This window comes from Mesotoga infera (assembly GCA_011045915.1).
Lineage (GTDB): Bacteria > Thermotogota > Thermotogae > Petrotogales > Kosmotogaceae > Mesotoga > Mesotoga infera_D.
Map to the genome: position 1 here is coordinate 1 of DSBT01000180.1, position 22,235 is coordinate 22,235.

Consider the following 22,235-nt stretch of genomic DNA (forward strand, 5'->3'; position numbering starts at 1 on the left):
GAGGATATCTCAGTGGAGATTGGCGATCTATCGGTAAGAGAAGGTAAATTCGTAGTCATGGCCGGTCCATGCGCGATTGAAGATCGCCCCATGATAGAAGAGAGCGCGGCCTTTCTTTCAGAAGTGGGCGTGAGGGTGATCAGAGGGGGAGCCTTCAAGCCGAGAACTTCTCCATACTCTTTTCAGGGACTCGGGAAAATTGGTTTGAGATACTTGAGGGAGGCCGCAGATCATTATAACCTCAAGACGGTGACGGAAGTGACCGGTGAAGGGACGCTTGAAGCTGTCTGTGAAATGAGCGACATACTGCAAATTGGCGCGAGAAACTCGCAGAATTTTCAGCTTATACAGAAGGTGGCAGAGAAGAGCAAGCCTATTCTTTTAAAGAAGGGTTTCATGAATACGGTGGAAGAACTTCTTCTTTCCGCAGAGTACATCGCATCAAGGGGAAATATGTCGATAATCCTTTGTGAAAGGGGAATCAGAACCTTCGAAACGGCCACGAGGAACACGCTGGACATCTCTGCCGTACCTCTAATAAAGCTGCAATCGCCTCTGCCGATCATTGTGGATCCGAGCCACGCCTCCGGGAGAAGAGACTTGATAATACCGCTTTCCCGAGCAGCTCTGGCCGTTGGAGCCAATGGTATCGAAGTCGAGGTTCACCCAAGGCCGGAAATGGCTCTTTCCGACAGCAAACAGAGCCTCAGTTTCGGCGAGTTTGAAAAGCTTATGAATAGTCTCGAACAATTGGCCAGTGCCACAGAGCTTTCGCTCACCTGATAGGTTGGGAGGAAAAGATGAGATTGCTACCTTCAAAGAAAGTTGCCGGGGAAATTGCTGTACCTCCGGATAAATCGATTTCTCACAGGGCTCTAATGATGTGCTCTATGAGTCGTGGCGTTAGTGTAGTCCACAACCTGCTTGAAAGCGAAGACACTCTGAGGACGTTCAGTATGATCGGCGAACTTGGAGGGGACTTCAAAGGCGGTTTCAACAGAATGGAAATATCTTCTGCGTCGTGGAAGGAATCGCCCAGGCCGCTTGACTGCGGGAATTCCGGGACTACGGCTAGATTGATGGCTGGAGTTCTTTCGGGAAAGAGAGGTTTTCACGTTCTCTTTGGAGATGATTCTCTGTCAGCCAGACCCATGAAGAGAGTCGTTGCCCCGTTGAAAGAGATGGGGGCTAGTATATCGGCCCGCCAGGACTCACTTCTTCCAATGTGCATATCCGGTGGAAAGCTAAGGGGATTTGAGCATTCTCTCCCGGTTGCCAGCGCACAGGTCAAGAGTGCGATTTTACTGGCGGGGATTCAAGCGGAAGGCACTACGGCCGTTACTGAGCCACACTGCAGCAGGGATCACACAGAGAGGTTGCTCCGATCAATGGGTGCCGGAATTACTTTGAGTGATAAGAGAGTTGAGGTAGAAAAGAGTGAGCTTCTTCCGGTCCGGTTTTCGATTCCCGGGGACGTTTCATCGGCCGCCTTTCCAACAGCTCTGGCGGTTCTTCATAAAAACAGCAAGGTAACTATTCTAAATGTCGGACTTAATCAAGGGAGGACAGGATTCATAAAGCTTCTCATGAAAATGGGTGCAGACATCGAGATGGAGATTAAGGAGAGCTCTCCAGAACCGGTGGGCACAATCGTGGCTAGATCTTCCCGTCTTGTTGGAGTGGAGGTCGGAAGTGATTTGATTCCTTCAATGATTGATGAGCTTCCACTGATTGCGCTCGCAGGAGTTTTCGCGGAAGGTACAACGACTGTCAGAGGGGCCGGGGAGTTGAGAAAGAAAGAGTCGGACAGGATAGCCGTTACCGTTAAGAACTTCAGAAGAATTGGCGTAGAGATCCTTGAACATGAGGATGGCTTTAGCGTGGAAGGCCCTCAAAGAATAACTGGAGGAAAGGTCGACTCATATGGTGACCACAGAATTGCGATGCTTTTCTCGATAGCCGGGCTGCTAAGCAGTGAAGGAGTAGAATTAACGAACTCGAATGCAGTCGGTGTTTCCTTTCCGGGGTTCTTCGAAACACTCAAGGAGGTTTCTCAGTGAAGTTATGCATAATTGGGCATCCAGTTTCCCACAGTTTATCGCCGGCCATTTACGGACGGTTCTTCGAAAGAATGGGCATCGATGCATCTTACGAGGCGGTTGACATTCTTCCAGATGAATTCGCAGAAAAGATAGCTTCAGTTGTTCAGAATTTCGACGGGTTCAACGTTACTATTCCATTCAAGGAAAAGGTTGTCGCTCACGTGGTCAGCCATGTTGAATCTCCGCTCTCGGCTATAAACTGCGTCTTCGAGGGAAAAGGGTACAACACGGACTGGGTCGGTTTTGGCAAACCTTTGCTCGATGGGTCGATAGAGGAGCCCGTAATGGTTATTGGAGCGGGAGGTGCTGCGAGGGCGGTGATTTTTTTCTTGAGGAAAGCGGGCGTGAAGAGGATAGAACTCTTGAACAGAACGCTTTCCAGGGCGGAGAAGATCAAAAGGGAATTCGAGATACCAGGGCGGTTTGAAATATCAGTCTTTCCATTTCAATCAATCAGAGAGGTCTCTTCGAGGAGCATGAGTATAATTAACGCTTCCTCCCTTGGAATGAATGGAGAGGAAACGGGGATCACCTCTGAAGAGCTGTACGGTAAGAGTCTAGTTTACGATCTGATCTACCGGAAGACACCCTTGATCGAGCTCTCTTACAACTGTGGAGTGGAAGCCATTCTTGACGGAAGATATATGCTTCTTTACCAGGCTCTCGAAAACCTCAAAATATGGGGTCTGCCTTCAAACGAGGTCTTCGAAGAGACGTTCTGGGAAGTGGTGAAATGAAGTTTACCGTGGTCGGGGATTCTCATGGAAGCGGCGTTTTCGGGCTCATCGAGGAGTTGCCGTCTGGTTTTTCTCTTTCAATCGAAGAGATAGATAGACAGCTAAAGCGAAGGCAGAAGAGCTATGGCAGAGGAGAAAGGATGAAGGGCGAGCAGGATAAAGCAATCGTGAAGTCGGGTATGTGGAAAAAAGTCACGTCGGGCGCCCCACTTCTGATTGAGATAGAGAATAAGGTTTCCAGTGCCGAGAAGAGCGTGAGAAGCATCCCAAGGCCCGGACATTCCGACTATGCTGCGTGGACTAGATACAAACTAAATGATCTGGCGGTTTACGCAGAGCGAAGCAGTGCAAGATGGACTGCAGCGCTTACGGCTATCGGTTCAGTCGCGTCTCAGATTCTTCATGAGCTTGGGATTACCGTGTTCAGTTCAGTCATAGCGATAGGAAACGTCATCTGTGAAAGCCCCTCAGGGCGAGAATGGATTTCAAAGATTCGTGGATCTTCGGTTTTCTGTCACGATGAAATCGCCTACCAAGAGATGTTGAAGGAGATCGATGTTGCGAGGGAGCTTGGAGAGACCCTTGGGGGAAGGTTTGTTGTAATCGCTGATGGAATACCGGCGGGGACCGGGGGATACGGCAGTCTCTTTGAAAGACTCGATTCGAGAATCGGGAAGCACTTCATGGCGATTCCCTCCGTTAAGGGCGTCTTCATTGGAAATCCCGATGTGCGGCTTCGAGGAAGCGCATACCACGATAAGCTCTACATTAATGACGGGATAGTTTTCAGGAAGACAAATAATGCCGGCGGTATCGAGGGTGGGATATCAAACGGCGAAAGCATCGTTATTGAGGCAAGCGTTAAGCCAATTCCTTCTTTGAGGAGGGGGATCTCTTCCGTCGATCTGAGCGACTTGAATGAGAAAAATACTCCTTACGTTCGTTCTGATACTACGGCGGTCCCGGCGGCCGCAGGCGTCGGAGAGTCTATGCTATCGCTCTTGTTGCTTGAGGCGATTCTAGAAAGGTTTGGAAGTGGCGATTTTTGCTCGATAAAAAGGAGGGTGAAGGATGAGAGTGTTCCTCATTGGGATGATGGGTTCGGGGAAGAGCACAATAGGTAGAATCCTCTCTTCCGTTCTCGATAAGAAATTCATAGATATGGATTCGGAGATCGAAAGAGTTAAGGGGATGAGCATAAGTGAAATTTTCGAGAAAGAGGGCGAGAAAGAATTCAGAAGACTGGAGAAGAACCTTCTGAAAGAACTCGCTCGGAGGGACGAGATTGTCGTATCGACAGGCGGAGGTGCAATACTTGATAAGGAGAACCGTAAGATATTGAAGGGAGAAAATGCCGTATACCTCAGGCTTCCTCCAGCAGATCTCTACAAAAGAGTCAGTGTGAAGGGTCGCCCACTACTGAAGGAAGGTAAGGAGAGCATCTTCAGGATTTGGGAAGAGCGAAGGGAGCTCTATGAGCAGTTCCCTTCAGTTGATACTTCGAGCCAGACCCAGTGGGAGACCGTTGCGGCGATATCTATGAAAATCACCGCTAGTGAAAGCAAAACGCTAAATAGCAGTTCTCACCCTGTCTCAATATCGCCGGGCGGCTTCAAGTCCATAGGTAGGATGCCAAACACCGTAGTCTCCGGAAGAATTCAGAAAATCTTTTCAGAATGGATTCCCTCTTCGGCTCTATCCATAGATGACGGTGAAGAGGCTAAGGGATTTAATACACTCTTTCAAATCTATGAGTATCTCATGGATATGGGACTTTCGAGAAGTGATATGGTAGTCGGTGCAGGTGGAGGAACAGTAACGGATCTCGTTGGATTCGCTTCCTCGACATTTAAGAGGGGTGTTCCAATAACCCTATATCCGACGACTCTTCTTGCTCAAGTAGATGCTTCAATCGGTGGGAAAAATGGGCTGAATTTCAAAGGATGCAAGAATGTTGTCGGCAATTTCTATATGCCTTCTGAGACCATCATAGATCCAATCGTAACGCTTTCGATGGACGATGGACGGTTTGAAGAAGGGCTTATTGAGGCCTTCAAGATATTCCTGATAACGGGTCGATGGTATGAGGATTTCAAGAGCCGGTGTAGAGACCTGAAGAACAGAAATCTGGGTGCTCTTAGCGAGATGCTAGAAGAAGCCGTAAGGCAGAAGGATAGAATCGTGGCGACTGATACTCGTGAAAAAGGAATAAGAAGGATTTTGAATCTTGGCCACACACTGGGACATCTCTACGAGCCATTAACCGGAGTCTCGCACGGAATGGCGGTGGCGTGGGGTCTAGAGAGGGAGATGCACTACTTTGCAACCCTAGGTCTTATAGATGAGGCAGTATACAGAGAAGTCTCTGAAATTCTATCCGAAATCATTGGTCTGGATTTCCCGCAGCTACCTGTCGAAGATGCTCTAAGACTGCTCAGAAATGATAAGAAAGCGATGGCCTCTGAGAGCATGGAGATAGAGATACCTCTGGTCAGAACACCCGGTTCCTTTGAATTTGTAAAGGTAAGACTCGATGATTTGCTGGCTGTGGTCGTATGAAAATACTCATTTTGAACGGGCCTAACCTGAATATGCTTGGGATGAGGGAGAAGAGTGTGTACGGTGACTTCACATATAGTAAGCTTTGCGAAGCCGTCGAAAGAAAGTGCGTCGAAAGCGGGGCATCGAGTGAGTTTTTCCAGTCTAATCACGAAGGAGAGCTTGTCGACAGGGTTCATACCATTGACTATGATGCAGTTGTAATAAACGCTGGCGCACTAACTCATTACAGCTACTCGATAAGAGATGCGCTTGAACTGTTTAGAGGGCTCAAGATCGAAGTCCACATTTCAAATATCTTCGCTAGAGAAGAGTTCAGAAGCAAGTCTGTGATCTCTCCTGTATGCACCGGAACAATCGCAGGACTCGGATTGTACGGATACTTGCTTGCCATAGAATATGCAGTTTCACACTTTGATCCGTTAGCAGATAGGGAGGCGACGAAGTGAAAGCTATAAGGGGAGCAACATCTATAGAAGCAGATTGTCCGGAAGAGATACAAGACTCTATAATTGAGCTCATGGAGGAGATATTCAATAGAAACAAAATCACTGAACTGCACTCTGTGATATTTACCGTTACTAATGACATAGCTTCATACAATCCAGCAACTGCGTTCAGAAAAGGCTTCGATCAAAGCGATGTTGCGCTTTTGTGCCTTTATGAAGCTTCCTTTGGAAACTCTCCCGGGGGGATTATAAGGGTGCTTCTACACTGCGAGTCTGAGACGAAGAATTTCGTCTATTTGCGGCGAGCAAGAAATCTGAGGCCCGACAAGGTGCAGGTGGGAGACTCGAAGGAATGAAGATTCACATTATAGGTGCCGGTTCGATCGGGGGATCGATTGCATTGAGGCTTTCCAAGCGGCGCCACGAGGTTTCGGTCTTCGACGAGAATGTTGTGACAACAGAGATGCTTAGAAAGAAGGATCCAAGCATTGAAGTATCTTCAGATGTCTTTATGCCGAGGGATCTGACCGTTATAGCACTCCCCATGAACTCCGAGGAGAAGCTGCTACTGTCGACCAATTTTGGTGGGCCGGTATTTGATGTCGCTAGTGTAATGCGCCCCTTCCAGGAGATAGCGAGACTCAGGAAGATAAGATTGATAAGCGGCCATCCCATGGCCGGCAACGTACACAAGGGCCCAGCTGGCTGGGACGAATCGATGTTCGATGGCCGCGTATTCCTGTTTTCTCCGGGAGAGTTCGCAACCGGAGAGGACCTTGACCATGTGCTGATGGTGGTATCTGAACTGGGATCTTCTCCCGAATACCTCCAGCCAGAGAGACACGATTACATAGTCGGTAGAATAAGCCAGACAGCCTATTTTCTTTCGAGAACTCTACTTAGACTGGGTGGTGATTTCGAAAAGTACTCCGGACCCGGTTACGATTCGACTTCAAGACTTGGAAGACAGAATATGGATATGGTTTTAGATATGGCTAGATTCAATGGTCCGAATATTGCGTCTTCCCTGGAGGAAGCAGAGAGGTATTTGCGCAGTATCAGAATCGCCATCGAAATGGGAGATATTGAAAAGTTGCAGGAAATCATCTCTGTTCACCAGTGAATAAGGTATGAGGGAGACTGAACCTTCCAGATTTCTGAAACAGTTCAGAGAAGACAACTGTGGTCTCGATGAAGATTTCACTTCACGCCTGTAAGCAGGGTAGTTTCAGCAATCACAAAGCTTTTGTCATGAGTGCAACTTCATCACTTCCTGAGAGCATGATTACCGAATCCAGAAGCTGTCTATCACAGAAAAATCCTTTGCTTTCAAAGAGACGTGTCGGTCCGTTTGGAAATGGGCTTCTGACCCCAGACAGCACCTCGATTCTCTCATATCCTCGTCGATTACTTTCAGCGATGACTTCATCAATCAACTCTCCCCTGAAATCATATGGCTCAGCGGGAGAGCTGTATATACAGGTTATGAATGCTGTACGATCGTTCTTCGGTATCGAATAGGGAGAGGAAGAGGAAGGAATCACTTCGCAGAAGGCAACGGGTCTCTTATTGACACATGAAACAAAGCCGAAAATCCTGTCTTCTCCCCGAAAGCGATTGTACCAGTTAACTTTCTCCTCTGTTCCTCTACCGGTACCATTGGTGCAGACATTACAGGCATCTCTTAGCGACTCTCGAGAATAAGGGCTGAGATTGTCACACTTTCGAGATGGTTTATCTACTGTTTCGCTTTGCTTAGCTACTGGCCTCAAACCCTTGACAATCTCAACAATGAATTCAGACGGAACAGGGCCTGCAATCTTGTGATTATTGTGAACTAACGAAAAAGGAAAGTAGACGGGACGATCCGAGCCTACTTCTGTAAGATTGAGTTCGATCATTCTAAGCCCAAGAACATTGGCCGCACTTCTAGCTTGCAGCAATGCAGCCTGGTTCCAGGGACACTGTCCGTCAAAATAATAGACTCTTATCTCGTTGCTGGTCATTCAAACTCCAGATTATTTTCTTACAAGAGTGTATACTAAATTTTTCATTACTTCTTCTCTAAAAATGTAGAGACCAGCATTTTTCAACCACTGATCGTACCAGCTCTTCAATGGCTTGAAATTATAGTTGCCATTGTCATCTATGTACTCACCCACAACCACTGGAAATCCACTCTTCTTGAGCGAGTCATGCCTGGCCTTTGCCTCTTCTTCTTCGCTGACTCCGGTAACGATAAGTCCTACACCGCTAGTTTTGACGGACCTTACTATTCTCAAAAGGATCCTCGACCACAACTCAGGATGGAGTCGCTGAAGTATTCCAACTGCCACGAACCCTTCAAATATGCCTAGCAAATTGAAATCGGAAAGTCCGACATTCATTATTCGGATACCCTCTCTTTGACTAACGGCTGTATTACAGGAAACGCCCACAACTCTTAGACTCATGTCTCTCATCAGAGGCCAGAAATCCGAGGAGTTACAACCGAAGTCTGCGATGATATTTGACTCTTCTAGAAAACCTGCCATTCGAAGTATGAAATCCTGAAGTTTCTCCTTCTCTAGTTCGAAGGCGATAGGTGTTCGTTCAAGTGTTTTTTCTCTATATTCTTCAAGCCATTCTCGTCTTTGCAATCTACTCACCTACTATAATGAGATTGTATCCGAGCAGGGAAGATTATCAAACAAAAGTCTTGACTCTAGTTGTCAGAAGTGGTAATTCATCTTCACTTCTTCAGTCTTGGACTCTCCAAATCTATAGACTATTTCCGCTACAAAAGTGAGAGATGCGTCTCTTTCGGCCTCATAGTAAACTGTTTTTGCCAATTCGAGAGAATTATTGTCTAATGGTAGTAAGAGAGTCTCTCTCGTGTTCTCTCCTTCAACAACCTTTATCGCCGCTTCAGAAATTCTAAGCTCTTCATCTCTGCAATATTGTGTTTATAGATCAATTGAGTAGTGGATCTTGTCTGTTTCGAGAAGCCATGCGTGTCCAAGCAATTGATAGCGCTGAACGTTGTAAAGATCGTGAGAAATAGCAAATTCGTTGCTTAGTGATTCTTTGTCGCCATCGCTTATTCTAACCTGACCGTGATAAGTCTCTTCAGGAAATAGCTCGATCATTGCAGTAAAGACACCGTTCTCAGATTCGAGTTCATAAGATCGAACATCTGCATTTTCATCGATTACATTCAGAAATAGCTGACTTCCTTCCGTGAATTCCGAAAGAGTTACCGAGGCCTTAAGTACCACTTTTTCCAGAGTAGTTGAAGATCTGGTGAAGTGCACCGACCTGACAAAATCACCGGATTCCTCGATTCGGTTTCTAATATCGCTTACAATAGAATCGAGAGAGGCAACTCTCGATTTGAGAGCGAAAAGGTCGGTACGGACTGTCGAAATCTCTTCCAAGAGCTTGTTTGATGTCATAACAGTTGTTGCGAGATTAACGATTGCAGCCGCCGAAATCAATACAACCAATAACCAGGCGATGCCCTTACTCATAACATCATCTCCTACTGAGTATTCACCCCGGCAATTTGAATAATATCACGATTTTCGTCTTAACTCAAACACAATAGGATTCGATGCAATATAATTTACTAAAAGGGAGGTCTGGAGATGATTGTTGAGAATGTGAGATGGCTGAGAAGTGAAATACCAGATTATGTGACCATCGTAGCTGCATCGAAGACGAGGACTGTTTCAGACATTCTAGAGCTTCTGGAGAGCGGTATAAGTGATGTCGGTGAGAACTACGTTCAGGAGGCCGAAGGAAAATTTGAAGCCATTGGCGACAAAGCTAAATGGCATTGCATTGGGCATTTGCAGAGAAACAAAGTGAAAAGGGCAGTAGAGATATTTGATCTTATTCAGACTGTAGATTCATTCAAACTCGCAGAGGAGATAGATAAGAGATGTTCATACCTGAACAAGAAGATGCCGGTCATGATCGAGGTTAACAGCGGCAGGGAGGAGAACAAGGCCGGAGTCTTGCCAGAAAATGTCCTGCAAATGATTGTAGAGATCTCACCGCTCAAGAATATTTCGGTGGTCGGTCTAATGACAATGGGGCCTTTCACAGAGGATCCCGAAGAGATAAGACCCAGTTTGAGGCTTACAAGAAGACTTTTCGAAGAGATCTCTAAAGAGAAGATCGAAGGAGTTGAGATGAAGAACCTATCAATGGGAATGTCCAATTCCTATAGGGTCGCGATCGAAGAGGGATCGAATATGGTTAGACTGGGAACGATCATCTTCGGAGAACGACAATGATGGTTCTGACGAGTTCATTATGGTCAGCCCTTCGCTAAATGACTAAATAGAGTTAGAGTTTCAGTTTCATAGTGAGCTAGACTGCAAAAAGGGACCCAAAAAAGACTTCAGCTCATGTGGATCAATTGGAATTCGCATCTGCGAGGAGTTCGAGCCCTATCCTCATTCTCTTCGTGTCGACTTCCAGAACCCTTACTTTCACAATCTGCCCTACGCTCAATACCTCGAGAGGGTCTCTAACCCTCCTTCCCATCTTGCTCTTGTGAATAAGCCCATCCTGTTTGACTCCGATGTCAACGAAGGCTCCGAAATCTACGACATTCCTAACAGTACCCTCCAGTTCCATCCCCTTGGACAGGTCTTCCATGGAAAGGACATCAGTTCTAAGGATCGGTTTTTCAAGTTCCTCTCTTGGGTCCAAACCCGGCTTCTTCACCATGCCCATAACTTCTCTCACAGTTATTGAATTGAGTCCCCTCTCCTTGGCAAAAGCGTCAAGATCGATCTCGTCCAGTTTCTTCGAGATTTCTTCTTTTCTCGTGAAAAGTTCTTCAGGGCCAAAGCCAGCACTCTTGATTATATCCCTCGCTATCTCATAGCTTTCAGGATGAACGGAAGTCCCATCAAGAGCCTCTGATCCATTTAGTATTCTACAAAAGCCAGCTGCCTGCTCGAAGGCTTTTGGACCGAGACCGGAGACCCTCAGCAGTTCCTTTCTGTTCATGAACGCTCCGTTTTCCGCCCTGTGCTTCACAATGTTCAGAGCGGCTCTAGAATTCAAACCGGATATGTATTTTAACAGATGCTCCGATGCAGTGTTTAGATTGACTCCTACCAAATTAACGACGGACTCGACCTCTCTGTCTAGAGTCTTCTTCAATTCCGATTGATTGACGTCGTGCTGGTACATTCCGACTCCAATAGCTTCCGGGGGGATTTTCACGTATTCGGCCAGCGGGTCTTGAACCCTGCGTGCAATCGAGATAGCCCCTCTTGTAGTTACGTCTTCGTTCGGAAACTCTTCAATCGCAACTTTTGAGGTCGAGTAAACGGAAGCGCCCGACTCTGTCACAATCACATATTTGACGGGAAGTTTGTGTTCCTTTATCAGTCTGCTTACAAAGACCTCGGTCTCCCTCGAACCTGTACCGTTGCCGATAGATATGAGTTCGACCTCTAAGGTGTTTATGGCTTGAACTACCTTCATTGAAGATCCGATGTAGTCGCTTTGAGGTGGGGTCGGATATATCACGTCATGATAGAGAAGGGAGCCGTCTTTTCCAATTACCGCCACTTTGCATCCGGTTCTGTAACCCGGATCAATACCCATTACGACTTTTTCGCCAAGAGGGGGTTGAAGAAAGAGATCTCTGAGATTTCTTGCGAAAACATGAATCGCCCTTCCTTCAGCCTCTTCTTTTATCATATTTCTTACCTCTCGCTCAATGGATGGCATAAGCAGCCTGGAGTAAGAATCGGCCGAAGCTTCTACCAGTTCTTCATAGTAGGCAAGATACTCTTTCCACCCGATCAAGTCTCTCAGAGAAGGCAAAATATCGAAGGGCAACTCTAACTTTAACGAGAGAATCTCCTCTCGTTCTCCTCTGAAAAGTGCCATGATCTGGTGAGCCGCCAGTCTAGAGATTGGTTGAGAGAAATCGTAATAGTCCCTGTAAACCTCACGCTCGTCCTGCTTATCGGAATGAGAGCTTTTGATTGTTCCTTTTGACTTTAGTTGATTTCTTAGCACTTTCCTGACTGATATCTCCTGGGAGAACTCTTCGGCGAGAATGTCCCTGGCCCCTTCGAGAGCCTCTTCTATCTGGAGTATCTCCTGTTCGGCATTGACAAACGTAACTACAAAGGTTTCGTCCTTGATCCTCGATGTTTTAAGGAAATCTGCAAGCGGTTGTAATCCCTTTTCCCTCGCTTTGTCAGCTCTGGTTTTCTTCTTAGATTTGAATGGAAGGTAGAGATCTTCAACTAGCTGAAGATTCTTTGCATCATTGATGGCTGCTTCCAGTTCCTCGGTGAGTTTGCCCTTTTCTTCGATTATTCTCAGGACTTCTTCTTTTCTGGAACGAAGTTTCTTGGAGTATTCGAGTGCATCGGAGATCTCTCTTAACTGTATTTCGTTCAGTTCACCAGTCTTTTCCTTTCTATATCTTGCGATGAACGGTATCGTCTTTCCCTCTTCCAGCATCTCAACGGCATTTTCCACTTTCCATCTTGGTAGAGCTAATGAGTTGGCGATATCTGTAACTATTTCATTCATCTGAAGTGACCTCGAGAACCGTTTTGATTGTTTCAATAGGAAAGGTTCCATAGGCAGTTTCGTTTGAGAGAACCACTCCCTCGAACCCCCTAAACTGGATGTCCTTTAGGTGGCACAGTTCACTCCTTGTAGCGAAGGGATGGTCAACCATGTGTTCGAGAACCTCCCCGGCCATCAGAACTGGTTTGTGAAGTTCTCTGATGTTCTGAGAAAAGTAGCTATAGAAATCGACAAGTCCCCTCGCACCTAACTGCGCGCCAAGATCTCCGCGGCATAACCAGATTTCATCGCTTGAAGATGAGATCTCTTCTACTCTGGAGAATGGGAGCTCTCTCTCGATTTTCGAAGCCACAGGTCTTCCAGAAAGGTCTTTCAATTCGATTACCTCGCTTGCACTTGAGACGAAGGAAAGAGCGTATCTAACGAAGTCGTGTCTTCTTGTCGCAAGAACTATATCGGAATCTCTTGAAGAAAGCTCAATCTGATTTATTGGATGGGGCGATATATTCATGCCCTTTGATGGTCTTATGACTCCACCCCTCAAAACCATAGCCCTTGCGTTGTCTGCTTCTTGTTTCAGTACCTGGAGTTCAATTCTGCCATCTTCTATCGAGATTTTCATTCCCGGAGAGAGATATGAAAGGGTCCTCGGATCTACGGCAATAATCTTGAGATGCGAACATTGACTGCCAAGAATGACCTGTTCTCCCGCCTTTATTTCCATTACTGGCTGATTCCGCGACAATCTTAGTTTTGCACCCTGTAGGTCAATGTAAAGAGGAAGAGAACAGTTATCAGCGTAGTATAAGATAAATTTCTCGATGTCCTCTAGAGTGGTATGCGAAGAATTGAAGCGTATTGCCGTCGCGCCGGCCATTTCTATTGATTTTAGAGCTTTTCGGTCACTTATTGTTGCAACTATTGAGAATCCTTCCATCAAGATCACCTCTACTGGAATTATAGCAGCAACTGGATTTGAGAACTTAGTATTTTGAGAATGAAGAACCCGGTTGAAATTGATAGAATGAGATCTCAGTTGAAGGCTTCAATTATAGAATCGTACAGCAGTAGGCAACTTAAGTGCAGAAAACCGATTCAACAAAGTTCTGAACTAGATAAGTCCTTCCGCTATGCATTCCTCAAGAGTCTTTACGATCTCCGAATCATACAAAGTTCCGGACTGAGACTTAAGCTCTTCGAGGGCGTTTTCACAACTCATGGCTTCTCGGTAGGGCCTTCTCGATGTCATTGCGTCGAATGAATCGGCGACGGCCACGATTCTGGCTTCCAATGATATCTCATCTCCCTTCAGTCCATCGGGATATCCCGTGCCATCAACTCGCTCATGATGATGTCTGATAATGTCATGAGTGTCTTCAAGAAAATTCCCTTTTACCATCTCACATCCGAAAACAGGGTGCAATTTGATTATTTCAAATTCCTCTTTGCTCAGTCTTGACGGTTTCTTCAGAATTGAATCATCGATCTCGATTTTTCCAATGTCGTGAAAAAGGGCACCCATTGCTATTATTTCCTGTCTTTCTGAAGAAATACGAAGTCTTTTTGCAATAGCGAGTGACACATCTCTGACTCTTTTTCCATGGCCATGAGTGTACGAGTCTTTAATCTCTACTTTCGAGAGAATATCCTTCATTACGGCCATGTTATTGCTTATGTACTTGAACAAAGGTCTTGAGGATACGTGGAGCATCCGAACATCGGTATGGGGCTTAAGTTCTACCGGGGACTTGAGATTGTGGGCATAGAAGTAGTCACCGGGTTCTAAATTCTCTTCTCTTTCGGAGTAATTGCAGGACATGGTTCCATCCATGATGTAATAGAATTCAAGCAGGTCGCCGCCCGAAAATGTATCCAGAAAAGTGACGACTCCGGAGCGCAGTTCGTACATCGAAATCTCTACACCATCTCCGTGCGCCAGCAGAGAAAGCGAAGAATTCCTCTGGACAACCGTTTCGATGGTTTCACATGCTTTGCAGACTTTGAAACCTTCCATCTCTTCCCCCAAAAATGAAACTTATAGAAAACGCTAGTAGTCAAGTACAGTCTATCACATAAATCGACAGAGGTTTTAGCTAACCAAAAATGCCGTAGCTGTCTACGGCATTTCATAATGATGATAATCAGAGGTGGTTCTACTAGTCGTCGATTATCAGAATCGGATCGATCAAGAAAACCTTGTATCCTAGTTTCACTGGAATATAATAGCAAATTGCCTTATATCCTAGCTCTTCAATTCTTGTTATAGCACTCTGGGAAATCAAGAACGCTTTCTCAGAAAGATCGTTTCCGAGATTGTCTATTAGAGTCTCATAGGCCAACAGCGCCATGCCCTTCTCTTCGTAATGCTCCGTGAATTTCTCGGCCTTCTGAACTGCGGTCTCGATTAGAGATTCAATCTGTTCGTTTGCCGAATCGGCGATGTCCTTCGCCAAGTCAAACGAAGAGCCGATTGCAGATGACGCAAAGGACAATACGAAGAGGAGCACTAATGCATGAATTAATACTCTTTTCATACTAACTCTCCTCCTTTGAATTTCTTCGAATGTATTAATCATATCATATAATCTATTGATTTCAAATATTGATTGGAATTTTTGAAGAGCTTTGAAAGCATTGAACTCAGGAAAACACTTCAGGAGACCCGGTTTGTGCTATTCTGTAATTATTGTTTCTTTGAGGAAGAAAGAGAGGTGATCCTTGTGAGAGAATTCGTCGATTTGACCAGGACAGTTGAAGATAACCAGCCTGTGTATCCCGGTGACGATTCCACAAGGTTACGCAGATCGAGAGTCTTGGAAGAAGATGGTTTCAATAACCACAGGCTTGAGATCAGTATGCACTCGGGAACCCACATAGACGGTCCCATGCATCTCACCCAGTCAGATCTATACGTAGATCGGATCGAGATCGACAGGCTGATAGGCAATGGAGTTCTTCTTGACGTTAGGGGTGAAATGGAGATAAAGATGAAGTCGCAGTACGAAGATGCCGTCTCGCAAGATTCGATTCTTCTTTTCTGGACTGGAAGGGATTCCTTGTTTGGAAACGAGGAGTATTTTCTGGAGAACCCATACCTGACTTATGAACTGGCTGAATTTCTGGTAAAACGTAAGACGAGAATGGTTGGCTTTGACTCATCTTCTCCGGATCGATTCCCTTACGATATTCACAGAATCCTTTTTAGCGGAGGCTGCTTCATCGCAGAGAATCTTACCGGTCTTGAAAAGCTTTCGGGTTCAAAGGAACTGGAAATCTTCGCGATTCCTCTTAAGATCCATGCGGATTCCTCTGTAGCCCGGATCTTTGCCGCGGTCACATAGGAGAGAAAGTCCTTGAAGATTCAGAAAGTCGGCAACAGGGGTATATTGTTTACCTTTCAGGACGGAGACTCCCCGATGAATGGGGAGACATCTGTTCACTTGATAGAAGGCAGATATCGATTCTATTTGTGTGACACGTTTCTGGGGAACAGATCCATGAGTGTTGTCAAGAACTACATCCGGGAGACTCCCAGAAAGGATCTCTTAATCTTCAACTCACATTCGGATTATGACCATATCTGGGGGAACGGAGCGTTCGAGGGGTACGAAATCATTGCCCATGAACTTGCAAGAAGAAGAATGGAAGAAAGATGGGACTACGATTTCGAAAATCTGGAGAGATTTCATGACGGAGAAGTTTTGAAGAAACTTCCAGGTATCACCTTCAGCGATAAACTAGTATTTGAAGATGACGACATAGAGTTTCGTTATATGCCGGGACACACTCTCTGTTCTTCGGTATGTATCGACAGAAGGGATTCGGTGATCTTCGTAGGAGATCTTGTTGAAGATCCTTTACCAATAACTCTCTGGAGCGATCTGGTAACCTTCATGGAGAGTTTGAAGACTATACTTAAGATGTCGTATCGGACTGTAATTTCCGGACACTCGGGAATCGTCGGTGACAGTCTCGTCAGAAAGAATCTGGAGTATCTGAAGGCTCTTTTCCTTGGTGAAGAGATAGACGTTGAAGAAGGCGAAGAGACACATTCTTTCAACACAAAGTATCTCGAATTTCTGCATTATGAAGATACAGCAAGAAAAATTCTTGGTGAGAGGTTTGACTTTGCGCAGTTCAAGAGAGCGTTTTGGCAGATGCTCGGAGTGGAAAGGGAATCTTTGAAATTTGAATCGAGATTGATCCGACAGACTCCTTCTGAAAGACTTGAAGAGATCTGGCCCCAATATGAAGAGCTTTTGATGAACAGAAAGGATTTCGAATGAAAGAGAGTAGAATATTGAGCAACTTTTAGATGGAGGTGAGATGATGTTTGGATTTTCGATTATTCCTTTGATTATCGGTGTCACGGTGGTTGTGGGACTGATAATGTACTTCACGATTGCAAGGTGAAACGAGAGACAGGGGTTTATAAGCCAGCATAGCTCTTATTTTCCTTATCGCTTTCAAGTGAATGGTTCTGAATATTTTCCATGAATGCTACTTTACGGTTGTCTTTGCTCTTCGATCTTAAACTGCTGCCCCTCAAACGTTGGGAATGATTGAAGGGCAGCTTGTGATGCAACACTAAACTACTTTAGAGCGATGTCACGGATTTCAGAATACCCTCTTTACTGATTACTGAGTTACATCCCTTCCGAGGCTGCATGTATTCGGACGTATGCATCTTCGCCCCACACGGCAGAGAAACGATTCTGCGAATAGTAGGCTGCCGCCTGCTGGAGCAACCCATCCTTACATGGCACCAAGATCTGGATACCGTATTTCTGAGAGAGGGCTCCGATTATCTCTGCTTCGCGTGCGAGAACTTCCGTTTCCATGTATGATCTCGCAGTGTGCAGCGCCTCCAGAATCCAGTTCTTCTGCCTGTCGTTCAGCATCTTCCATGTGGCCTCGCCGATTATCGGATTGATCGATTCGATCTGATGCCCGGTAAGTATTATGGTCTTTATAGAATCGATGCATTCTTCAGCCGTAACGCATTCAAGAAGCATCTCCGCGCCCTGAACTGAACCACAGCTCATCGCATCTTTGAGAGTGCTCTGACCCATATAGACGGGAGTTGCGCCAAGAGCTATGCAGGCGTCGAATGAGCCCTGGTAACGGATTGAGCAGAGTCTCAGTCCCTCCAGTCGCGAAGGATCTTCGATCCCACCTATGGTTTCGTTCAGGAAGAGATGATGACTTCCGCAGTACCAGTTGTCGAGCACCCTTACTCCGGAGTCTGCTGCGGCTCTGTCGAGAAGCCCCGACATGATTCCACTGTCCATAGCCTTGTCCATGTGCTCCACATCCTCGAATAGATAAGCGGCGGAGAAGATCGATAGTTGAGGAAGGAAAAGCGAGTCGGCAATCGTACACAGACTGCAGTCGAATGCCATCAATTCCGTTCCGTTGATTACACCGGAAAGAAGTTCTTCGGAACTACGGTTATTAGTATGAAAGATCCTGACGTAGATGTCTCCTTTGCTGAGAGTGTTTACGGTGTTTGCGAAGACCTTCATCGCTTCAACTTTCACATCATCCACGGGAGCGGAGGTAAAGGCGCTTATGAATACGCTGTGCTCCTCTTCTTCCTCACCTTCCCTGTAGAAGCCGTCGACTGCTTCTACGGATTCTGATTCTTCCTTAGATAAAGCTGCCGAAGATGCAAAATAGTAGAATGAGGGATCTTCGTATTCTTCGCCTTCTCTGTAGAAACCTCTGACCTCCATGTTTTCCAAAGTGAGTGACTCTAGATTGTCTGCATTGTACTTGACAGAGGGGACGTTCACCACGAAAGTGTAGGATTCGCTGACCTCTTCCTCCAGGTAGAACCCTCTAGCCTCCATGTTTTCTTTTTTCAGGGAATCTTCTTCGACTGTCTCTTCAACATTAGGTTCGTACATCTCGTCTATCGGTTCTTCTGAAAAAAACGATCCACAAATCAGTATTATTGAGACTAAGAGAAAAACTGATATTAGCTTCATCCTTCTCATGTAATCTCCTCCTCGGGCCAATGAGGCCTCTTATCGGTTCGATCGCTCTATGTAAGGACGATAAATGCCCATCGGTCTTTTCCTATCGCGACGAGAGTTTACACCCCGAAATAGCAGCTGAAGGGGTACATTTGCCTCGAATTTGATGGGAACACTTTGCTCGAAGGCCGGTTTTTTTAATCTGCTGGTCTTGGGTATTGTTAGCGTGACAAATAACTTCATTATCTTGGTGTATTATGAAATAGAGTGGATTTTCGTTTATTCTGGAGGGTTTCAGTTGAGATTCAGGAGTTCCGAAGAAAGAGCCAGGGCAATGGGGACTATGAAGATTCCCTCTCTGCTCATCGGTCTTTCAATTCCGTCAATCGTTGCAATGCTGACAAATGCTATCTACAATTTGGTCGACACTTTCTTCATTGGCCGAATCGGTACAAGCGCTGTGGGAGCCGTTGCGGTCGCTTTTCCGATATTCAATCTGATTGGTGCCGTCGGCCTGACGTACGGTGTGGGGGCGGCTTCGTATGTTTCGCGTCTACTGGGAGCCGGAGATAAGAAACAGGCAGATAAGGCGGCATCAACGGCTCTCTTTACAAGTTTTGCCACGGGAATCGCCTTCACTATACTGGGATTGACATTCCTTGATCCTCTTCTTACAGCTTTCGGAGCTACCGATACTATCATGGAGTATGCAAGAGAATACACGATGATAATCATCATGGGGTCGATATTTACCATGATGAACATGACCATGAACAATCTCGTTAGAGCGGAGGGCAATGCCCAAAGATTCATGGTTGCTATGGTCTCCGGAGCCCTTCTTAATGTTGCGCTCGATCCTGTTTTCATCTTCGGATTTGGAATGGGGATCACGGGAGCGGCCGTTGCGACGGTCATCTCTCAGTCTGTCTCGACGATGATAATCCTAGAGTATTTCGTAAGAAAGAAGAGTTACACAAATCTATCGATAAGACTGTACAGGTTCTCTATTCAGATATACTCAGAAATCTTCAAAATCGGCCTTCCGACATTCTTGCGACAATCCTTGTCCAGTTTCGCCGTTGCGCTGTTGAATAACGCCGCCGGAGACTACGGGGACCATGCCGTTGCGGCCGTTGGAATAACAATGAGGGTTCTTATGTTGGGCATGATGGTTCTATTCGGATACGGTCAAGCATTTCAACCGGTTGCTGGCTATAATTACGGCGCGAAGAAGTTTTCGAGAGTCTTCGAAGCTCTGAGATTTTCGGTGATCGTGACAACTGTCTTTGCAACGGTTTTTGCCATAATCGGATTGACAATACCTGGTTCGATTATCAGCATCTTCAGTAATGATCCCGAAGTCATCGATGTGGGTTCCAGAGCCTTTAGAGCGGTAAACATCTTCTTTCCCACATTCGGCTTCGTGATTACTTTTACAGTTCTATTTCAGGCTCTTGGAAAGGGTTTCGCAGCAGGATTGTTGTCGATGTCGAAGCAAGGTTTCTTTCTAATACCGGCGATACTATTCTTGCCAAGGATTTTCGGGCTCAATGGGGTCATTTATTCTCAGACAGTTGCCGATTTCTTTACACTGTTTGTAGCCGCTATTCTTGCCGTAGCGATTGTCAAGAAACTAAAGTCTCAAAGCAAGGAGTTTTCTCTTGTTGAGGAAGGCAGGCAGTGATTATCTGAATATCACCGGCGAATGACCGTCTTTTATGAAGGCCCATGACATATCCTTTGAAGTGTGCCCGATCCCGATATTGCCATATCTGTCGAGCGCAATTAGGCCGCAGTCACAGTCGAAGTATCTGGCTCTCTCGAGAGCGATGTCTACGGATTTTTGAGCGGGGTATTGCTCCATGAAGAAGGCGACCAGCCTGCTCAGAGTGAGCTTCATGATCTTTTCTCCATGACCCGTTGCGGAGACTGCACCGAACGAGTCCGCATAGGTTCCGGCACCCAAAATGGGACTATCTCCCACCCTGCCGAAGCTTTTCATCATCATTCCACCCGTGGATGTTCCGGCGACCATTCTTCCGTGGTCATCTATTGCGACCGCACCGCAGGTAGAGTGATACTCCTCGGCCTTTTTTGCCAGCTTGATGCTCTTTCCAAATCTAGTCTTCTCGCCTCTCGCGATTCTCTCAAGTTCATCTTTCCATTGGAGGTGCCTTTTTGGAACGATCAAGTCATCTTCCCTCGGAAACCCTAGAACTGTAACAAACTCCTCCAGTTCGTCTCCGGCAAGCAAAACATGATCGGTTTGTTCCATGACCGCCCTTGCCACCGTTATGGGATGGAGAATCCTCTTCAGTCCGGAAACCGCACCCGCATTTAGGTTGTTGTCCATTATCGCAGCATCCATTTCGATATCGCCGCGATAAGTAAGCACAGATCCCCTGCCGCAGTTGAAGGTGGGATCTTCTTCCATCACGGACACGGCGGTAACAACTGCTTCTTCTGCGTTGTTCATCTTTTGAAGAGTTGAGAATCCCTGCTTGACAGCCTCTTCGACTCCTCTTCTGTGTTCGTCTGCGTCTATTACGTCACTAAAACTTCCGGTACCGCCGTGCACAATGATGGCCTTCATACAAACTCCTCGTTTCAAGCAAAAGTGCCTTTCTTGATGAAAAGAAGAACACTCCTCTCTAAAAAGCAGTTCAGATGCCGCGGTGGGCTAAGTCAATTCCCCTCTTCGATTCCTTTTTTCTTTTCATAAAACTTGAGCCTTCACAAACAAGCGATGAAACTACTTGCTCTTTCCTTCAGTACTTATTGCCTTGTATCCTCTCTCCTCTACCTCAAACAACCTTCTCATCTCCTCCATGCCGGTCTTCTTCTCGCTTAGGATGATGAAGTTCCCTATCATTTCCGCTACTGCAACGGGTCCGACGAAGGAATTCCCAAACAGAAGTGAGTTGTTCTCGCACAAAATCGACGAATAGGCTTTTGAATAGACCGGACAGTCAATGGAATCTGTAACGAGCAGAGTTCTTACGGTTCTTTCACGTGCAAAGTCGATCATGTATTCCACTTCTTTTGAGTATGGAGGAAAGGTCATCACTATCAGAGCGTCATTTCTTTCCATTAGCTTTATTTTGAAGGAAAAGTCGGAGACCGATCCCGACAGCAACCAGGTTGGCTTCCGCTGGAGAACGGAGATTGTGTAGCGCATCAACGAAACCACGTGCCTTGTAGCGCCAAAGCCTCCGAAATAGATGTTCCTGGCTGTCCTTATAGTCTCTACCCATTTGTGAAGCTCTTCTTCTCTGATCCCGGACAGAGTGTTTTTGAGACTGTTGATCTCATTTTGTCTTAGCAATTTCAACTGGTTTTCAACCGGAGCCATGTCGAGTTCGGTCGTTGCGATCTTCTCGTACGGTAGAAGTCTTCTCCTGAGCTCATGCTGGATCGCCTTTTTCATTTCATTGAACCCCGAGAAACCGAGTCGCCTCGAGAATCTGACTACAGATGCCTTGCTAGCCCCGGCCATAGAACTCAGTTCTTCAATAGACATGAATCCCACTTGTGAGTATTCTTTGAGAATATAGGTTGCTATCCTCTTGTAAGCTGGCGATAAATCATCTTTTATTTTTGCTATTTCTTCGGATACCATTGTTATCAACCTTTCCGCAAGGAATTAGTTAATCAAGGATTCTATGAAACTATCTTTTCATAATGATAGCATAGTGAAACTATATTTTCATAAGTGTATTTACTATTACTGCAGGAAAACTAGTTAATCATTGAGATATTTAGGTGTGACTCTCGATACTCTGCTTCTTTAGAAGCAATTTGATTGATTGGGTGCATTCAAAACATGTTGAAACTTGTTTTGAGGTATTCTACTTA

20 protein-coding genes and 2 pseudogenes are annotated in these 22,235 nt (G+C 45.9%); 12 read left to right on the forward strand and 10 right to left on the reverse strand.

All coding sequences use genetic code 11. The features are described from left to right. Positions 1 to 6: 6 nt before the first annotated feature. From aroF to ENN47_06745, 8 genes are read left to right on the forward strand one after another with little or no spacing between them, the layout of a single operon-like run. A complete protein-coding gene (aroF, locus tag ENN47_06710; protein HDP77860.1) occupies positions 7 to 783 on the forward strand; it encodes a 3-deoxy-7-phosphoheptulonate synthase in 777 nt (258 codons plus the stop codon). 17 nt (positions 784 to 800) lie between these two features. Then, entirely contained in the window at positions 801 to 2,060 is a 1,260-nt protein-coding gene (gene aroA, locus ENN47_06715) for a 3-phosphoshikimate 1-carboxyvinyltransferase (GenBank protein ID HDP77861.1), read from the forward strand. After that, positions 2,057 to 2,839 carry a shikimate dehydrogenase gene (locus tag ENN47_06720; protein HDP77862.1) on the forward strand — a complete coding sequence of 261 codons (783 nt, stop codon included), beginning with the start codon at positions 2,057 to 2,059 and terminating at the stop codon, positions 2,837 to 2,839. Before aroA ends, ENN47_06720 begins: the two co-directional genes overlap by 4 nt. Next, a complete protein-coding gene (gene aroC / locus ENN47_06725; GenBank protein ID HDP77863.1) occupies positions 2,836 to 3,963 on the forward strand; it encodes a chorismate synthase in 1,128 nt (375 codons plus the stop codon). Before ENN47_06720 ends, aroC begins: the two co-directional genes overlap by 4 nt. Next, on the forward strand, positions 3,911 to 5,398 hold the full coding sequence (gene aroB, locus ENN47_06730; GenBank protein ID HDP77864.1) for a bifunctional shikimate kinase AroK/3-dehydroquinate synthase AroB: 1,488 nt from the start codon (positions 3,911 to 3,913) through the stop codon (positions 5,396 to 5,398). Before aroC ends, aroB begins: the two co-directional genes overlap by 53 nt. Beyond that, positions 5,395 to 5,847 carry a type II 3-dehydroquinate dehydratase gene (aroQ, locus tag ENN47_06735; protein ID HDP77865.1) on the forward strand — a complete coding sequence of 151 codons (453 nt, stop codon included), beginning with the start codon at positions 5,395 to 5,397 and terminating at the stop codon, positions 5,845 to 5,847. The genes aroB and aroQ overlap by 4 nt, the downstream gene beginning before the upstream one ends. Beyond that, entirely contained in the window at positions 5,844 to 6,203 is a 360-nt protein-coding gene (gene aroH / locus ENN47_06740; protein ID HDP77866.1) for a chorismate mutase, read from the forward strand. The genes aroQ and aroH overlap by 4 nt, the downstream gene beginning before the upstream one ends. Then, positions 6,200 to 6,970: a prephenate dehydrogenase gene (locus tag ENN47_06745; protein ID HDP77867.1), complete on the forward strand. Its 771-nt coding sequence runs from the start codon at positions 6,200 to 6,202 to the stop codon at positions 6,968 to 6,970. The genes aroH and ENN47_06745 overlap by 4 nt, the downstream gene beginning before the upstream one ends. Before the next feature lie 511 nt (positions 6,971 to 7,481). Here the strand turns inward: ENN47_06745 and ENN47_06750 are convergent. From ENN47_06750 to ENN47_06760, 3 genes and pseudogenes are all read right to left on the reverse strand, one after another. Then, positions 7,482 to 7,853 (reverse strand): annotated as a pseudogene (locus ENN47_06750) (hypothetical protein). A gap of 12 nt (positions 7,854 to 7,865) precedes the next feature. Beyond that, entirely contained in the window at positions 7,866 to 8,486 is a 621-nt protein-coding gene (locus ENN47_06755) for a hypothetical protein (GenBank protein HDP77868.1), read from the reverse strand. A gap of 72 nt (positions 8,487 to 8,558) precedes the next feature. After that, positions 8,559 to 9,356: pseudogene (locus ENN47_06760) on the reverse strand (hypothetical protein). A gap of 117 nt (positions 9,357 to 9,473) precedes the next feature. On the opposite strand from ENN47_06760, the gene ENN47_06765 reads away from it, so the two are divergent. Then, positions 9,474 to 10,127, forward strand: coding sequence for a YggS family pyridoxal phosphate-dependent enzyme (locus ENN47_06765; GenBank protein HDP77869.1), 654 nt, complete (start codon positions 9,474 to 9,476; stop codon positions 10,125 to 10,127). Between the two features lie 121 nt (positions 10,128 to 10,248). Here the strand turns inward: ENN47_06765 and ENN47_06770 are convergent, their stop codons facing one another. From ENN47_06770 to ENN47_06785, 4 genes are all read right to left on the reverse strand, one after another. Then, entirely contained in the window at positions 10,249 to 12,402 is a 2,154-nt protein-coding gene (locus ENN47_06770; protein ID HDP77870.1) for an RNA-binding transcriptional accessory protein, read from the reverse strand. Then, a complete protein-coding gene (locus ENN47_06775; GenBank protein HDP77871.1) occupies positions 12,395 to 13,339 on the reverse strand; it encodes a pyruvate kinase in 945 nt (314 codons plus the stop codon). Before ENN47_06775 ends, ENN47_06770 begins: the two co-directional genes overlap by 8 nt. Positions 13,340 to 13,513: 174 nt before the next feature. Further along, the gene (locus tag ENN47_06780; GenBank protein ID HDP77872.1) at positions 13,514 to 14,416 is read right to left on the reverse strand and encodes an HD-GYP domain-containing protein; all 903 of its coding nucleotides are present in this window, start codon (positions 14,414 to 14,416) and stop codon (positions 13,514 to 13,516) included. Positions 14,417 to 14,558: 142 nt separating this feature from the next. After that, complete coding sequence (locus tag ENN47_06785) at positions 14,559 to 14,936, reverse strand: hypothetical protein (protein HDP77873.1); 378 nt, start codon at positions 14,934 to 14,936, stop codon at positions 14,559 to 14,561. Between the two features lie 186 nt (positions 14,937 to 15,122). Between ENN47_06785 and ENN47_06790 the strand changes: the two genes are divergently transcribed. Together ENN47_06790 and ENN47_06795 are read left to right on the forward strand one after the other, a co-directional pair. Then, the gene (locus tag ENN47_06790; protein HDP77874.1) at positions 15,123 to 15,743 is read left to right on the forward strand and encodes a cyclase family protein; all 621 of its coding nucleotides are present in this window, start codon (positions 15,123 to 15,125) and stop codon (positions 15,741 to 15,743) included. Positions 15,744 to 15,755: 12 nt separating this feature from the next. Next, a complete protein-coding gene (locus ENN47_06795; GenBank protein HDP77875.1) occupies positions 15,756 to 16,688 on the forward strand; it encodes an MBL fold metallo-hydrolase in 933 nt (310 codons plus the stop codon). A gap of 360 nt (positions 16,689 to 17,048) precedes the next feature. On the opposite strand, the gene ENN47_06800 is transcribed toward ENN47_06795, so the two are convergent. After that, complete coding sequence (locus ENN47_06800) at positions 17,049 to 18,401, reverse strand: hypothetical protein (GenBank protein HDP77876.1); 1,353 nt, start codon at positions 18,399 to 18,401, stop codon at positions 17,049 to 17,051. A 142-nt stretch (positions 18,402 to 18,543) separates the two neighbouring features. Here ENN47_06800 and ENN47_06805 point away from each other — a divergent pair, with 142 nt between their 5' ends. After that, positions 18,544 to 20,064: an MATE family efflux transporter gene (locus tag ENN47_06805; GenBank protein HDP77877.1), complete on the forward strand. Its 1,521-nt coding sequence runs from the start codon at positions 18,544 to 18,546 to the stop codon at positions 20,062 to 20,064. Here the strand turns inward: ENN47_06805 and ENN47_06810 are convergent, their stop codons facing one another. Together ENN47_06810 and ENN47_06815 are read right to left on the reverse strand one after the other, a co-directional pair. Then, positions 20,065 to 20,973: an L-asparaginase gene (locus ENN47_06810; protein ID HDP77878.1), complete on the reverse strand. Its 909-nt coding sequence runs from the start codon at positions 20,971 to 20,973 to the stop codon at positions 20,065 to 20,067. Between the two features lie 159 nt (positions 20,974 to 21,132). Next, positions 21,133 to 21,999, reverse strand: a complete 867-nt coding sequence (locus ENN47_06815; GenBank protein HDP77879.1) for a MurR/RpiR family transcriptional regulator — start codon at positions 21,997 to 21,999, stop codon at positions 21,133 to 21,135. Positions 22,000 to 22,235 lie beyond the last annotated feature (236 nt).